This is a genomic window from Paenibacillus paridis, from assembly GCF_006345825.1.
GTDB lineage: Bacteria > Bacillota > Bacilli > Paenibacillales > Paenibacillaceae > Pristimantibacillus > Pristimantibacillus paridis.
Map to the genome: position 1 here is coordinate 33,313 of NZ_VCIX01000073.1, position 16,689 is coordinate 50,001.

Annotated in this window: 8 protein-coding genes; 7 read left to right on the forward strand and 1 reads right to left on the reverse strand. The window is 46.1% G+C overall.

What is annotated here, in order from left to right:
• Nucleotides 1-38 precede the first annotated feature (38 nt).
• From FJQ58_RS05750 to FJQ58_RS05775, 6 genes are all read left to right on the forward strand, one after another.
• Nucleotides 39-1,685, forward strand: a complete 1,647-nt coding sequence (locus FJQ58_RS05750) for an extracellular solute-binding protein (protein ID WP_238403835.1) — start codon at nucleotides 39-41, stop codon at nucleotides 1,683-1,685.
• Between the two features lie 187 nt (nucleotides 1,686-1,872).
• The gene (locus FJQ58_RS05755) at nucleotides 1,873-3,573 is read left to right on the forward strand and encodes an extracellular solute-binding protein (RefSeq protein WP_139991475.1); all 1,701 of its coding nucleotides are present in this window, start codon (nucleotides 1,873-1,875) and stop codon (nucleotides 3,571-3,573) included.
• 67 nt (nucleotides 3,574-3,640) lie between these two features.
• Nucleotides 3,641-4,552 (forward strand): ABC transporter permease, encoded by a 912-nt coding sequence (locus FJQ58_RS05760; protein ID WP_139991476.1) that lies wholly within the window; start codon nucleotides 3,641-3,643, stop codon nucleotides 4,550-4,552.
• Between the two features lie 21 nt (nucleotides 4,553-4,573).
• A complete protein-coding gene (locus tag FJQ58_RS05765) occupies nucleotides 4,574-5,458 on the forward strand; it encodes a carbohydrate ABC transporter permease (RefSeq protein WP_139991477.1) in 885 nt (294 codons plus the stop codon).
• A 27-nt stretch (nucleotides 5,459-5,485) separates the two neighbouring features.
• On the forward strand, nucleotides 5,486-8,581 hold the full coding sequence (locus tag FJQ58_RS05770; RefSeq protein ID WP_139991478.1) for a glycosyl hydrolase: 3,096 nt from the start codon (nucleotides 5,486-5,488) through the stop codon (nucleotides 8,579-8,581).
• Nucleotides 8,578-11,244, forward strand: coding sequence for a family 78 glycoside hydrolase catalytic domain (locus FJQ58_RS05775; protein WP_139991479.1), 2,667 nt, complete (start codon nucleotides 8,578-8,580; stop codon nucleotides 11,242-11,244). Before FJQ58_RS05770 ends, FJQ58_RS05775 begins: the two co-directional genes overlap by 4 nt.
• 574 nt (nucleotides 11,245-11,818) lie before the next feature.
• On the opposite strand, the gene FJQ58_RS05780 is transcribed toward FJQ58_RS05775, so the two are convergent.
• Entirely contained in the window at nucleotides 11,819-13,423 is a 1,605-nt protein-coding gene (locus tag FJQ58_RS05780; RefSeq protein WP_139991480.1) for a carboxylesterase family protein, read from the reverse strand.
• 457 nt (nucleotides 13,424-13,880) lie between these two features.
• On the opposite strand from FJQ58_RS05780, the gene FJQ58_RS05785 reads away from it, so the two are divergent.
• On the forward strand, nucleotides 13,881-16,664 hold the full coding sequence (locus tag FJQ58_RS05785; RefSeq protein ID WP_139991481.1) for an alpha-L-rhamnosidase: 2,784 nt from the start codon (nucleotides 13,881-13,883) through the stop codon (nucleotides 16,662-16,664).
• The last annotated feature ends 25 nt before the right edge of the window (nucleotides 16,665-16,689 follow it).

Below are 16,689 nucleotides of genomic sequence, written 5' to 3' on the forward strand. Positions count from 1 at the left end.
CAAACTGCGCAAATGGAAGGTGAAATGAATTGGCTTATGTGAATAAATTTCGAGCCTTTGCGACTCTCATGCTGCTAATCATGTTAATTGGTTTATCGGCGTGCAGTGGAAACAAAGCAACCGTGGAAAATGGTGAGGGTGCAAGCGAGATTGATCATGAAGCTACTCAGCTTATAACTCTGACGACTGGCGTCGCAATAAGTGATGTGATTGCGACGGATTTTTCGGAAGCGAAGTGGGAGAACAGCGTTTGGCAGCAAGCGTACCGGGATGAGCTAGGTATTGATGTGAAGGCGACATGGTATACGAAAGGTGCGGAAGCCGCCAAACAAAAGGTCAGCGTTGCGATTGCTTCGGGTAAAATCCCGGATGTGATTGCGGTTAATCAGGGACAGCTGTCTTCATTATCCAAAACAAGCTTATACACAGATTTAACGAATATATTCGAGCAATATGCATCGCCGCTAACCAAATCGATTATTGAGGGAGATGATCTTCGGGGCTTGGAATCCGCAACCTTTGATGGGAAGCTTATTGCTATTCCAGGGCTGAACTCAGCCATTGACGGTGCTTCCTTCCTATGGCTTCGCAAGGATTGGTTGGATCGGCTAGGGCTGCAAGTCCCTAGCACGACAGCGGAGCTTTATGACGTTATTCGTGCTTTTACGCTGCAGGACCCGGATGGCAACGGCAAGCAAGACACGGTGGGACTTTCGCTCAGCAACTCTTTTTTAAATATGGGTTTGGCCGAAGCGATTGGAATATTTAATGCGTTTGATTCGTATCCGAAAATATGGATTCAAGGAAAAGCGGGGAAGCTTGTTTATGGCAGTGTACAGCCAGAAGTGAAGCCGGCACTTGCCTTTTTAAATAAGCTGTTCAGAGAAGGACTCATGGAGACTGATTTTGCCGCAAAGGATACAGGCAGAGCAGGCGAGCTTGTGGCTAGTGGGAAGGTTGGTGTTATGTTTGGCGCCACGTGGAATGGGATGTATCCGATGCAGTTGACCAAAGATATGGATTCGGATTCCGACTGGCGGGCTTATCCAATCGTTTCAATGGATGAGCAGCCTGCTAATCCTCAGGTTAAGCTCAATGTAGAGAACTATTATGTGGTGCGAAATGGATATGAGCACCCGGAGGCACTGATGAAATTGATCAATTTCTGGACGGAGCTGAATTATGGTGATACAAGCCAAGCTAGATTTGATCATTTTCTTGGACCATTTCCGGCTCCTGGGCATCATTATGCCGTTGCAAAAGTGTGGAAAGTAGAGAAAAATCTTCAAGCTCATTTAAAAATAATGGAGGCTTTCAAAACAGGTAATCGTTCAATTTTGAATGCTGAAGAAAGAGGCTATTACGATAATATTCTAAAGTACCAGGCAGGAGAAAATTCGAATGCCCAATATGAGAAGGTATTTGGCAGCACGGGCTCCTACGCGGTCATGAACGATTACAAGCAGCGAAATTTGTTTAAGATCGATGAATTTTACGGAGCATCAACAGATGCCATGAACACCCGCCTTCTAACGGTGGATCAGTTGGTGGAGGAGTATTACACTAAGGTTATCATGGGAATAGAATCTATCGATGGTTTTCAAGCCTTTATCACCAAGCTGAATAAGATTGGTCTGGAGGATGTGACAAGAGAAGTAAATGAGTGGAAATCCAATAAGCGATAACGATATTTGTAAAAACCGAAACGAGAAGCATCCTCTCTAAACGAGGCTTAGCTTCTTTTTTTTGCGCTCACAATGATAAAAAGTCGGAAGAGTGCAAGAAATCACGGAATTTTGAAATCGTTTTCTTTTTGAGTGGAGAGTAAGATGAACTTGTAAGTATTCGGCGATAAACAGAGGGGGAGCAAGCATGATGAAGAAAAAAAGAAATGTGTATTCCACAGCAGCGGCCGTACTTTTAAGCGTATCTCTTCTAGCAGGATGTAACTCGGGTAATGGCAACAATACGGCAAGTAACGGACCATCAGCAAACGGGGGCAACAACGAGGCAGCAGTAGATAATACGCCGATTGATCCGGCTGCAAAGTTCGATCCACCAGTGGAACTCACAGTGGGCGTAATGATCGGCGATCCTATTGCTGACGGTTTTACAGAGGAAAAATGGGAAAACAGTGAATGGATCAAGGCCTATCGCGATGAGCTTGGCATCAATATCAAGCCACTTTGGTATACCAAAGGCACAGACGCTGGCAAACAAAAAATAAGCGTAGCGATTGCTTCTGGTGATATTCCAGATTTGCTCGCTGTAAGCCAAGAGCAGTTGGCAACGCTGTCCAAGACCGATATGTATGAGGATTTAACTAAAATTTATGATCAATACTCTACGCCGCTTACCAAGGAAATTATTACGGAGGAAGGCAATTCTGCATTAGAATCGGCAACCTTCGGCGGCAAGCTGATTGCTATTCCGGGAACAAACTCGGCTATCGACGGCGCATCCTTCTTATGGACCCGTCAAGACTGGCTCGACAAGCTGGGCTTGCAGGTTCCGAAAACGACAGACGAGCTATACAACGTAATGAAAGCATTTGTTGAGCAGGACCCAGACGGCAACGGCAAGAAGGATACGGTGGGCATGATGCTGAACAAAGATTTCTTAATGCCAGGGGTAGCTGAAGCGCTCGGTATCTTCAACGCATTTGATGCTTATCCAAAAGCTTGGGTACGGGGAGCTGACGGCAAGCTTATATACGGAAGCGCACAGCCGGAAGTGAAGGACGCGCTTGTTTATTTGAACAAGCTGTATAAAGAAGGACTGATTGAAAAAGATTTTGGAGCGAAGGATTCGAGCAAAGCTGCTGAGCTTGCCGCTTCGGGCCGGGTTGGTATTAATATTGGAGCAATGTGGAATGGGATGTTCCCGCTGCAGCAAACGATCGATAATTTTCCAGAGGCCAATTGGCTTGCTCATCCGATTGTATCCAAGGATGACCAGCCTGCTAATCCTCAAATTAAACTGAATGTGGAAAACTACTTTGTGGTACGCAAAGGGTATGAGCATCCTGAAGCGATTATGAAGCTGCTTAATTTCTGGACGGACTTAAATTATGGGGATACAACGCAAGCGGAGTTTGATAAATTCATGGGGCCTGAGCCTGCTCCTGGCCATCACTATGCGGTAGCTAAAGCATGGAAAGCACAAAAAAACTTGCAGGCACATCTCAAAATTGTTGAAGCATTCAAAACAGGCGACTCATCTAAGCTCAATGCTGAGGAAAAAGGTTACTACGATAACATTGAGAAGTTTAAAGCTGGTGACAACACGAATGCTCAATTCGAGAAGGTATTTGGCGAGACAGGCTCTTTCAAATCCATGAATGCGTATGTAGAAAACAATTTGTTTAAAATGGATGAATTTTATGGTGCCTCTACAGATGCAATGAAGAATCGATTGAAAACCGTTGAACAAGCGGTGGTCGAGTATTATACGAAAGTCATTATGGGTTCAGATTCGGTAGATAATTTCGATAAATTCGTTGCTCAGCTCAATAAGCTTGGACTAGAAGATGTGACGAAGGAAGTTAATGTTTGGGACGCAGCAAAGAAGTAATGCAAGATGGAGGGACAGCTCTAGTCCCTCCTTATTTTATAGATAGAAGGATGGAGTGTGCACAACTATGGAAACGAAAGGAATCCGTAAACGCCGGTTTTCCACCGGAGCTTATCATATGATGCTTTTGCCAGCGGTCATCCTTGTGCTTATTTACAGCTATGGACCTATTATGGGCATTGCCATCGCGTTTCAGGATTTTGTTCCTTCCCGCGGCTGGTTTGGATCAGAGTGGATCGGGCTAGACAACTTTAAGTATGTGTTCGGGATGCCGGATACGATGAAGGTGATCGGCAATACGTTGTTCATTTCATTTTTGAAAATTATTGTAGGCATTATATTCCCGTTAACGCTTGCGATATTGTTAAATGAAGTGAAAAACGTCGTATTCAAAAGATCGGTACAAACGATTGTCTATATGCCTTACTTTTTATCATGGATTATTTTATCAGGTATTCTCATCGACATATTGTCGCCATCAGGCGGTATCGTCAACAATTTCCTTCAATTTCTTGGTATGGAGCCTATTTATTTTCTAGGTGACGGAGGTTGGTTCCGCTTCATTATTGTAGCCTCTCACATTTGGAAAGAGCTAGGATTTGATACGATTGTATATCTTGCTGCTATATTGAGTATCGATAAATCGTTATACGAAGCAGCAGCACTTGACGGTGCAGGCCATTTGAAACAAGCCTGGCATATAACACTGCCTGGTATGAGGCCGATTATTGTGCTGCTAAGTGTACTCAGTCTCGGAAATGTTTTGAATGCCGGTTTCGATCAGGTATTTAATTTATATAGTCCGCAGGTGTACTCCAGTGGGGACATTCTGGACACTTATGTGTTCCGGATTGGAATGGAGCAAATGCAGTATGGCGTAGCGACCGCGGTCGGATTGTTTAAATCGATCGTCTCACTGATCTTTATCTGTGTATCGTATTTGCTGGCCTACAGAATTGCCAACTATCGCATCTTTTAACGAAATGGAGGTATATGTATTATGATTGAACGGCGAACGCCTTCCAGAGTTCTATTTTTATACGCGAATTATATATTCTTGACGCTGTTTTCATTAACCTGCCTCTTTCCAATTATTCATATGGCGGCCATGTCTCTTAGTAGTAATTCAGCTGTCACGGCCGGCTGGGTGACGATTTGGCCCGTAGGCTTCAATCTGGATTCGTACAAGTATATATTCGGTAATCATATTTTTCTACAAACGGTGCTTGTGTCCTTCGAGCGTTTGTTTCTAGGCGTATCGATCAGTCTCATTCTCACGGTGCTAGCTGCTTATCCTTTGTCTAAGTCGAATTTGAAATTTCGTTCAAGAACGATTTATTCCTGGTATTTTGTTGTCACGATGATCTTTAACGGAGGATTGATACCGACCTTTATGGTCGTCAAAGAGACAGGACTTATGGATTCCATTTGGGCGCTCGTTATTCCATCCGCCGTCAATGTATTCAATATCGTGCTCATGCTCAATTTCTTCCGTACACAGCCAATTGAGCTGGAGGAATCGGCTCAAATGGACGGAGCTGGCGTATGGCGAACGCTATGGAGCATCTATTTGCCGATCTCCAAGCCTTCCTTGGCTACAATCGCATTGTTTACAATTATTTTTCATTGGAATTCCTGGTTTGATGGCATGATTTATATGAATTCACCTTCCAACTATCCGCTGCAAACGTATTTAAGGACGGTCATCGTCGCTAGAGATTTAACGAATATGAATGCGAGCGATCTGTCGTTGATCGCCAATATTTCCAATCGGACGGTGCTCGCGGCACAGCTGTTTGTCTCCATGCTGCCGGTCCTCTGTATTTATCCTTTCCTGCAAAAATACTTTGTTAAAGGCCTTGTTTTGGGAAGCGTGAAAGGCTAGCCAATTTTACAACGATAGAGGTGTAAGATGAAACGGAACGAATTGAAGAAAGCATTTCAGAATCCGGGTATCGACTATCGGGCGGTACCTTTCTGGGCTTGGAACGACGAGCTGAAGCAGGAGGAATTAAACCGTCAGATCGAGGGGTTTCAAGCGCAGGGGATGGGCGGATTTATGATGCATGTTCGCGAGGGTCTTGAGACGCCTTATCTCAGTGAGACATTTATGGATCGTGTAAAAGGAAGCGTCGCTAAAGCGAAGGCAACCGGCATTAAGGCATGGTTGTATGATGAGGACCGCTATTCCTCAGGCATGGGAGGAGGTCTGGTTCCGCGGCTTGGCGGCGATGCTGTGCGAGCTAAGGCGCTTGTGCTGCAAATTTGCCGTGAATATCGTCTAAGCGCTAACCTCCGTTTTGTTTACCGAGCCATTATAAAGGGCAACCATCTTCACAAGTTGACACAGCTATCCTTAGATGAGCCTAGCGAGCCACTTCATGAAGAGAACGAAATTTATCTTGTGTTCGAGCAGCGGATTGCTGCCAAAAACGACTGGTGCCATGGCGATACGTATACTGATTTGATGAATCCCGAAACGACGCGCTTGTTTATTGAAACCAATTACGAGCCCTATCGCCAAGCCGTTGGTGAAGAGTTCGGTACAACGATTCCTGGCATTTTTACGGATGAACCTACGGTAAAAGGCTTTTCAGAGCGTTTGAATGACCCGGAGCTGACCTGGATGACTTGGAGTGAAGTGTTGGAGCAATCCTTTGAGCAACGACGGGGATATCCAATCGGCCAGTTGCTGCCGTATCTTTTTTTTCAAGGTGAGAGCTCCGCGCAGATCAGGCATGATTACTGGCTTACGATAACAGAAACGTTTAGCGAATCGTATACGAAGCAAATTGGCGATTGGTGCACTGAGCAAGGTATCCAGTTCACTGGACATTTTCATTCTGAGAGCAGTCTAATCGGCTCTACCTTAAATAGCGGCGCGGTCATGCCGCATTATAGGTATCTGGATATTCCCGGTGTCGATACGTTATGCGAGCAAACAGATGAGCATCTTACGATGAAGCAGGTATCCAGTGTGGCAAACCAGCTAGGAAAAAAGAGAGTCATAACGGAAACTTATGGAGTGACGGGCTGGGACCTCACCTTTGAGACCCGCAGATGGATTGGCGATTGGCAATTTGCGCTGGGCGTCAATGTATTGACGCATCATTTATCCTGGTATTCGCTGCGCGGCTGCCGAAAGCGCGATTATCCGCCATCCTTTAATTATCATACGAATTGGTGGGAGCATAACCGCGGCATGGAGGATTATTATGCCAGATTAAGCGCTGTGCTGAGTGATGGCAAGCTTACTCGTGATTTATTAGTTATTCATCCTGGCACATCGGTGTGGACGAAGCTGGGGCATGATGTGAAGATAGAAGAATGGAAAAATAGTGCAGGCAATGAGCTAGAGCTTCAAAAATATGACCGTGAATTCAATCAATTCGTGAATCGGCTCGTCCAGCTTCACCATGATTATGATCTTGGCGATGAGCTAATAATGAAGGAATTCGGCAAGGTGGATGGAGACAGCCTTCATGTAGGCGTGTGCGGGTACAGCTATGTTGTGCTGCCGTCGCTAACGAATTTATTATCTTCTACCGTTGAATTGCTGCTTGCGTTTATGGATAATGGAGGAAAAGTAGCTTCCTATGGAGAACAACCTTCGCTAATAGATGGCAAAAAATCAGGCCAGCTGGCCGCGCTGCTGCGTCACGAGCGATATACTAAGGTAGCAGATTTGAAGGAATTGGAGCGGCTTCTCGGTAATGAATCCAAACGTTCTATTCGTATTCAGGGCAATCATGGAGCGGAAGCTGATACCTTTATTCATATGCATCGTACTCTTGAGAAGCAAGCGATTGCTTTTATTGTCAATAACGATCGTGAAAGAGGCTTTGAGGTTCAAATTGAACTAGAAGGCGGCAGCTACTTGCAGGAGTGGGATGCTTGGACGGGCAAGATCAAAACGATAGAAACCGAAGCGACCGAGCAAGGGGTAAGCTTTCGAGCTTCTTTTGGCCCCGCTGATTCGAAGCTGTATGTTTTATTTACGGAACAGCCAGAGGAGGATGCTGGGCAAATAAAGGCGCTCCCAGCCGGCAAGTCGGAAATTCATTTGGAGCCAATGGCCTTCGAGCGCACAGCGCCAAATGCGTTGATATTAGATCAATGTCAGTATCGTTTCGGAGAAGAGCATTGGTCAGAGACAATGGAAGTTTGGAGAGCACAGCGGCAAATTCGGGAACAGCTTGGGATGAGGCAGGTATTTCATTCCGGAAATTTGCAGCGCTACTTCTGGATTCAGGAGCCGCATTCGGGAAATGGAACGCCAGTCTCGCTTCGCTTTATCTTTGTTGTAGCCGATTTGCCAAGCAGCAATGTGTTTTTTGTGTTTGAGGATGCGGAACGCTTTCGTTTTATTCTGAACGGCGAGGAAGTGCAGGTAGAAACCGAAGGCTATTATTTGGATATCAGCATGAAGAAGATTAGGCTGCCCGCGCTTGCACAAGGGGTAAACACAGTAGACGTTCAAATTTCATATCAGAATGATATGGAGCTTGAGAATGGTTATCTTATCGGAGACTTTGCTGTTAATGAGCATAGTAAGCTAATTAAGGAGCCATTAAAGCTAGCTTATGGAGATTGGCGAAGCCAAGGCTATCCTTATTATTGCGGGAGTATGAAGTACCTTTATGAGATAGAATGGCAGCCGGAGCATAGCACAGGATACAGACTGGAGCTTGGTCAATATGAGGCTGTTCTGCTTGATGTGAAGGTGAACGAGGCTGAAGGAAAAACAATTCCTTGGCGAGGCGAAGCATTTGTCGAGTTGGACAACATGCTGAACCTTGGCTTGAACTCCATAGCCATCGAAGTCGTGGGCAGTCCGCGCAATTTGTTTGGCCCACTTCACCAGGCCGATCCTCAGCCAAACTGGATGGATTGGTGGTCATTCCATCCAGAGGAAGGGGATTATACGCCTCGATATCAGGGCAAGCCCTATGGACTTATGGAAACGCCAAAGCTAATGTATGATCTAAAGTCATCATCAGGAGAGTGAGCATCATTCGGCCTATTCACTTGCAAATTAAAAACTATGACTCCCCTCTGGCAATTGATACGGATTGTCCAATCTTTGCTTGGCAGTTGGAGAGCGAAAATCGCGGAGTGCGGCAAACAAGCTACCGAATTGTGGTTACTGAAACGGAAGAGAACTTATCAAATGAAGCGGAATTATGCTGGGACAGCGGAAAAGTGGGTTCCTCCGAGCAGTTAAATATACGCTACTCGGGGCAGCAGCTCCAAAGTCTTTCCGTTTATTACTGGAAAGTAGCGGTTTGGGATCAAGCGGACAAGCAGGTATGGAGCGAACAGCAAATACTGTTGACAGGGTACCTGCATGAAACGGATTGGAAAGCAAAGTGGATCGGCAGCGGAAGAAAGCAGCCCTTTTATGCCCGTCATGAATTTCAAGTAGTAAAGCCGGTCAAACGGGCTTTTGCTGTCGTATCCGGGTTGGGCCATTTTAAGTTGTTTATGAACGGGAGCAAAGTAGGCAATCATGAAATGGACCCCGGTTGGACGAATTATCACAAGTCCGTGCAATATGTGTGCTTTGATGTAACAGATCACATCTGCACGGGAACCAATGTCATTGGATTGTCAGTAGGCAATGGCTTCTATGCGGGAGATGCGGGTGGAAGGCATTTCTATACGATAGGGAAAGGTTACGAAGCATTTGGAGAGAACCTGCTCGCCATTGGCGAATGGCATATCGAATATGTGGACGGCTCCAAAGCACTCATCCTTACGGATACCGACTACTGGAGTGTAAGAGATAGCGCAACGACGCTTGCGAATGTGTATGGTTCTGAAAATTTTGATGCAAGACGTTACCCAATAGGCTGGGATAATGCTCCGTTTGATGCTGCAAAATGGGAACAGGCAGTGGTGCTGACTGCTCCTTCAGGCAGACTGGTCCGCCAAAATCAACCTCCGATAACCGTCCAAAAAATATATGACACCAACGGTGTTGAGGAGCCGCTTGAACAGGTTTATGTCTATGATCTTGGTCAGAACATGTCTGGTATGTTTGAGATCCATGTGAGCGGGCTGACAGGCAGCAAAGTGACAATCAAGCCAGGCGAGCTGCGGAATAAGGATAATACAGTTGCGACCCCATGGGATATTGTTACTTTTTCCGAATATACCCTTGCTGGTACAGGTGATATCGAGATATGGAAGCCTGATTTTTCCTGCTACGGAGCCAGATGGGTGCAAATCGAAGGCTGCACGCGTGATGGCGCAGATTCTGCTAAGCCAGTCATTCACGATGTTAAAGGTTACTTTGTCACATCTGCCGCAAAAAAGGTTGGCGAACTGGAGGCAGATGATCCGCGGATCACACAGCTTGCTCAGATTATACTGAAAGCGATTGAGAGTAATTTGCAGAGCGTGCATTCGGATTGTCCGACGATTGAGAAGCTGGGCTGGGTAGAGACGGCTAGTCTGATGGGACCCTCCATTATGTACGTTAAGCAGGTAGAAGAGCTCTGGTTGAAAATTACACGCGATATGACGGAGGCTCAGACAGATAAGGGGCTCATCCCAGATATTGCGCCTGAGTATTCAAGGTTTGAGGATGGGTTCCGTGATTCCATCGCATGGGGAAGCGCGGTCATCTTCGTACCGGAGCTGCTATTGCAGACGTATGGAAACAGGACCGCTATAGTTGAGGCATATCCGGCTATGAAGGCTTATATGGCTTACTTGCATACCAAAGAAATTCATGGCGGATTCATTGGACATGGCTTAGGCGATTGGGGAATTTCGCCGCAGACAGGCGGAGATTATGTTGAGAATGTAGAAACCGCCTTCTATTACGAAGCCTTCCGTTTGATGGCAAAGTATGCTCTAATGCTGGGATATAGTGAGGACCATGCGCATTACGAGGAAAAAGCGAAGCGAATTAAACAGCTTTATAATGAACGGCTGCTTAGGCAAGTGCCTGGAGAGACCCGGTACGCCTATTGCAAGTTGAATGGTGAATATGACCCTGAGAATCAAGTCATGCAAGCGATGCCGCTTTATTTTGGCATGGTGCCGGAGGAGCAGCTCCCAGATATAGAGAATGCATTGCTTCAGGCGGCAGCCAGCCATCAATTGCGTTCGGGAGAGATTGGACTTCGTTATTTGTTTGGCGCATTAGCCAAAATAAATCGCAACGATATCGTTTTCGATATGATGATGCAGCCGGAGCATCCGAGCTATATCCGATTTGTAGAGCAAGGCGAAACGGCGTTGCCGGAATTTTGGACAGACGAATCCAGATCTCGTAATCATGACATGATGGGACATATCTTAGAGTGGCTATATAAGCATATGCTCGGTATTTCATCGATAAAGGATGCCTATCAAGAAATTGGGATTGCTCCAATTTGTATAGACAAGGTGCGCTCTGTGCGAGGAAGCTATCATTCGGTAAGAGGCATAATTCAAGTTGATTTCTCACATGGGCAAGATGGCGTAAGATTGCAGGTAAGCTTGCCACCGAATACTTCAGGAGAGGTTAAGATTCCGCTTGCTGTTGCTAATGGCAAGGTATTCGAGGCGGGGCAGGAAACGGAGTTCGAGCCTATATGGGAGAATGGCCAGCCTTTTGGGCTCATTAAAATCAGCTCTGGCAACTATACTTTCTATACCGCAGAAGAGTATGAAAAATGATTCCATGATAATGTTTTTCCTTTATAGTCAAAAAGCTACACATTCAGGACAGGACTCTCCACTCCTATCCAAATCCTATAGTGCTCATCATGAGTACGGGCCACCCTTTTGGGTGGTTTTTTTTATTAATCGAGAATTTTCTTATCTGCTAAAGGAATTGGTACCAATTGAACTAAAATACAATGCTAAGTCGATCGCCGGCTGGCCAACAATATTATTTTGATCCCACAACTCGAGGTAATTCCGGGTAATCGAATCCAGGGATTAATACTGAACATGGAAGACCCGATCAAACTTCAGTACGAAGAAGTCGCTTTATACCTTTTCCTGCTCTTATAAAATAATCCTGTTTTATCATATGCGCTTCCCCAACACACGCGGTTACAACAAGATCAATTACAAACGCTGCATCTGATTTAAGGGAACCGGTTTGTCCAAGTGCTGTATAAAAGGTAGCTGTAGGATAAGCTACACGAGCAGGGCATCAAGCATTGAGAACCACACAGTCGTGCCATATTCACCATCATTGTCTACTCCGGTAATCACAAATCCTTAAGCTTATTTAATTCAGCGCTCATTCATTTTTCCAGAAAAAGCGTCCTGCGAATAGATGAGTTTTTAGCCAAGTTCGCTGCTCCTCCGACAAACGTTCGTCTTCGTCCAGTCTAGATATGGTTTCTTTGGCTGAAAGCTTCTGGACCGGTTGTACGATAACGTTGCTTACGGTCGCATCCAACGAGAGAATTTCGTTAGACCCTGAATCATTAGTCCAGCATTTCCAACCGGGGAGACCCTCACCATTCGGATTACCAGTCTTCAAGAAGCGACTTAAATAGCTTTGTATAAGTGCAGTGAGCGCCTTGCGTCCGGATTCGTTATGCTCAGTGTACATACCTGAAAAAAAACTTTGTATCGAAAAATCGTCTGTATAGAAGGGGACATCTGCACCATGAGAAGCACCCAAAAGAAAACGGAAGGAAGGTTCGATAACGCCTTCCTGCAATCCCCAGCCAAATCGGTATGTGAATATCGGCATCTTCGGGAATAAGGTCGACAATTTCTCCGCGACGTCCTCTACATTGAAGGCCCCATATATCTCGCTTCCATATTGTACGGCTGCCTCATAGAGCATCCTTTGCTCCGAATTGCCTATTAATTGACCCTGCATGACTTGTGGCATGAAATGAGCGTCTGATAAGGCAAATGTGGAAAATTCACTGACTGTGCTCCCAAGGACGATCGGTATCGAAAGCTGCGTTCGGTATTTAAGATTGTCAAACCCTCCTTTCGGTATGACAAAACCATCTTCGAACAAGTGTGGAAATGCCGTCATTCGAAGTCCGGTATCACCAATCAATTCGGCAAAGTGAATGGCTTGCTGACGATGCAGGTAATTGGAAATCGTATCGGAAGACTGCGTCGAAATCCAATTGAGCGCCTCATCGCGATTCGTGGCTTCACCCGACTTGATGAGCAAAGCCGTTAAAATATCATTTGCTTTGGCTTCGCCTTGGCCTACTGTAGCAGTCGTGCAGCCTCCACTCAATATATACAGCTTATGAAATAGTCCTTCACCTAGCGGAGAGAGATAAGCTGCCAATGCATTCCGCGCACCGGCGGACTGGCCTGCCAATGTTACATTACCGGAATTACCGCCAAAGGAAGTGATATTTTTTTGTATCCATTTCAATGCATGCAAAATATCAAGGAGACCATAATTGCCCGAGTCATCTAAGCGATCTCCAGTCAGAATTGCTTGATGCCTAAAAAAACCCATCGCACCAAGACGGTAATTCATCGTGACTACGATACTGTTGGTCTCACGCGCCAATATACTGCCCTGAAAATCCTTGCCAGAGCCACTTATATTGCCACCACCATGCAGAAATATGAAAACGGGCAAATTTTCTTCTACATGATCTGGGCGCCAAATGTTTAAATACAAGCAGTCTTCGCTTCCGTTAGGAACACCAAGAGCTAGTTGAATGCTGCTATGTCTAAAATCTTGCACAGACAATACGCCCGGCCATGACTCAACCTCACGCGGTGCTTTCCACCTGAGCTCCTTCACTGGAGGCTTCGCATAAGGAATTCCCAGCCATGCAATCGCCCCAGTTTCCTTCAGACGTAAGCCTTTAAGGCTACCGTTAGAAATCGTAATCGTTTCGTTTGCACGCAAATAAATCACCTCGTTTCTACTTAGTATAATCTCATAAAAAACAAGTCCTTGTGAAGGAAGTTATTTTCTGAAACCATCCGTTTCACTTTAAAATTTCCGAATGGGTCCATTGGACGGAAGTTGCTTTGCCCGCATGCGAGCCGTCGTCGATTACTACAGCTGAACCTATGATGTAACACGCCAAATCAGAATCAACTTTACGTTTCAACTAGAAAAATCGGTCATCTATTTCCCTCCTATGTAGAACGATTACCTGTCACCTTCACCCTAAAACAATTCGAGTTTCTTCTCTATCGTTCTACGACTTTACGGATGGAATCTACTAGACTTTTTATAAAAAAATATGGTCGTCATAACGACATCCAAAAAGTCGGCTAAGTGTTAGTCTACATAGTTCCGAAATGATATCGTGAAAAGGGAAGGAAATACAACGGAAAAGGTAGAGGAGGTTACAAATATGCTAGAAGCAGTGTCTTTGCGAACGGAATATCTGGAGAATCCATTGGGGCTAGATTCAGTCAAGCCGCGTCTGGGTTGGAAGCTTCGAAGCGATGGGGAAAATGTGCTACAATGCGCATATCAATTGCAAGCATCCGAAACCTTGAGCTTCGACAACGTAACGTGGGACACCGAGAGGCTGGAGACAAGCCAATCACAGCATGTGTTGTACGCCGGTCCTGAAGTGCGATCGATGCAGCGGATATATTGGCGGGTTAAGGTATGGGACAACAAGGGAGAGGAATCATTATTTAGCAAGCCAGTTTATTTCGAAACGGGAATGCTCAATGCTTCGGATTGGAAGGCTCGCTGGATCGAACCGGAGAAGGAGATAGACATCGATGCCTATAAACCTGCCCCGTATATAAGGAAAGAATTCGACGTGAAGAAAGGGCTTGTCTCGGCAAGAGCTTATTTGACGGCAAGAGGCTTATACAGCTTTTATTTGAATGGAATCGAGGGTACGGACCATTTGTTTACGCCGGGGTTCACCTCCTATCATAAGAGACTCCAGGTTCAAACGTACGATATAACGAGTCTTCTGCGTGAAGGTACGAATGCGCTTGGGGTTATGCTTGGGGACGGTTGGTGGAGAGGTACGACAGGTGGGGCAAGTCTGAAAAATAACTTTGGCTATAAACTAGCCGTGTTAGGGCAGCTGGTCCTGACCTACGAAGATGGAAGCTGCGAAATAATCGCAAGTGACGACTCCTTCAAGACCTCCCATGGACCATTACAGAAGACGGACATGAAAGCAGGGGAGGTCTACGTTGCTACAATCAGCATCGAAGGATGGAATCAGATCGGGTATGACGATTCCGCATGGGAGCAAGTTGTCGTCACGGAGAATGGATACGATAACTTAATCGGTACAAGAAGCGTGCCAGTAAGAGCGAAAGAACGCTTCACGCCTAAAGTGCTGCACACGCCGAACGGTGAAACGGTACTGGACTTCGGACAAAATATAGCTGGCTGGGTCGATATGCAGGTTCAAGGAGATGCAGGAACTGAGGTCGTCCTCATTCATGGAGAAGCACTGGACCATAACGGCAACTTCACTTTGCAAAATCTGGCGCATGGAGAATTGGAGGATTTCCAAGAAGTTCATTATATTCTGGTAGGCAACGGAGTGGAAAGCTATCGTCCGCGGTTTGCTATCTTCGGCTTTCGTTATGTCCTGCTGAGAAATTATCCGGGTATAATCGATCCGCATAGCTTTACGGCGGTAGCAGTCTATTCCGATATGGAAGAAACGGGCGATTTCACCTGCTCGCATCCATTGATTAATCAGCTCGTGTCCAACTCCAAATGGAGCCAGAAGGGCAACTTTATGGAGGTTCCTACCGATTGTCCAACGCGGGAGAGGGCTGGATGGACAGGAGATGCGCAGGTCTATTCCAGAACATCATCCGATTTCATGAATGTGTATCCCTTCTTCGAGAAATGGATGGCAGATCTGGCAGTTGAGCAGTTCTCCGACGGATCGGTGCCAAGCACGGTGCCGACTGTAATCGGCTACCACAACTTAGCCGAATGGGAACGGCTTTCCCAGACAAGTGCTAATCCGATGATGGCATTTCGCAAGCCCGGAGTGGCAAGCATGCTTGACGGTTCTTCGGGCTGGGGTGATGCGGCTGTCATTATTCCGTGGACCATGTACCTATGCTATGGCGATAAGTCGATTCTAGAGAAGCAGTTCGATTCCGCAAAGGCGTGGGTAGAATATATGGCCTCCAATGCGAAGGAGTCGAATTTGCGATTCAAGGATACTTCGGTTTATCAGAATGAAACAGATGGGGAGCCTGACGCGAATTACGTATGGGATACGAGGTTCCACTGGGGTGAGTGGCTGGAAACCGACACGGAATTTACGGATTTGGCTGCTTTATTGACGAAAACTGGAGGGTGCTTCCCCGACGTATCGACCGCTTATTTTGCCTATTCAACTAGGCTTCTAGCGGAAATGGCGCAGGTACTCGGGAAGAGTGAAGAGGAAGCGAAGTATCGAGAGCTCTATGGTAAAATCAAGCGCGTGTATAATCGTTATTTTATTAAAGAAGACGGTCAAATTGTAGAAGGCAGGCAAGCGCCGAATGTCCGTACGCTTGCATTCGGCTTGGTGGAGGCTGACAAAGTACAAGCTGTTGCCGATAAGCTTGCGCAGCTAGTCACAGAGCAAGACTATCATCTGAATACTGGCTTCCTATCGACTCCGTTCATCCTTCAAGTGCTTGCGGATTACGGACATGCGGAAATCGCCTTCAAGTTGCTGGAGCAGCAATCGTGTCCTTCATGGCTGTATGCTGTCAGCAAGAGAGCTACGACGATTTGGGAAAGCTGGAGAGGGATGAAGCCTGATGGTGATTTCTCGGGATCGCTTAACCATTATTCGTATGGAGCCGTATGCGATTTTCTCTTCGCTGGCATAGCCGGAATCCGTCCGGTATGGGAAATGCCGGGCTATAAGCACTTTATAATTAAGCCTTTGCACGGGGGGACGCTGACGCAAGCGTCTGCAACGTTCGAGTCCCTTTATGGCACTATCCAATCGAGCTGGGAAAAGACAGAGCATGGGATCAATTATCGGTTTGAAGTGCCGGCCAATACGACGGCGACAATCATGCTTCCATGTAATCAAGATGACCTGAGCGACGAATTTAAGCAATTCTCAGATGCGCGTTACGAGGATGGCCGAATCATGTTCACAGCAGGAAGCGGACAATATCGATTTACTATTTCATAAGCGGTCGATTAATGGATTAAGGGAG

What these genes read in the sequence shown, in the direction of transcription:
- FJQ58_RS05760 (WP_139991476.1), top strand. Translation starts at nt 3,641, where the DNA reads ATGGAAACGAAAGGAATCCGTAAACGCCGGTTTTCCACCGGAGCTTAT.
- FJQ58_RS05765 (WP_139991477.1), top strand. Translation starts at nt 4,574, where the DNA reads ATGATTGAACGGCGAACGCCTTCCAGAGTTCTATTTTTATACGCGAAT.
- FJQ58_RS05785 (WP_139991481.1), top strand. Translation starts at nt 13,881, where the DNA reads ATGCTAGAAGCAGTGTCTTTGCGAACGGAATATCTGGAGAATCCATTG.
- FJQ58_RS05755 (WP_139991475.1), top strand. Translation starts at nt 1,873, where the DNA reads ATGATGAAGAAAAAAAGAAATGTGTATTCCACAGCAGCGGCCGTACTT.
- FJQ58_RS05770 (WP_139991478.1), top strand. Translation starts at nt 5,486, where the DNA reads ATGAAACGGAACGAATTGAAGAAAGCATTTCAGAATCCGGGTATCGAC.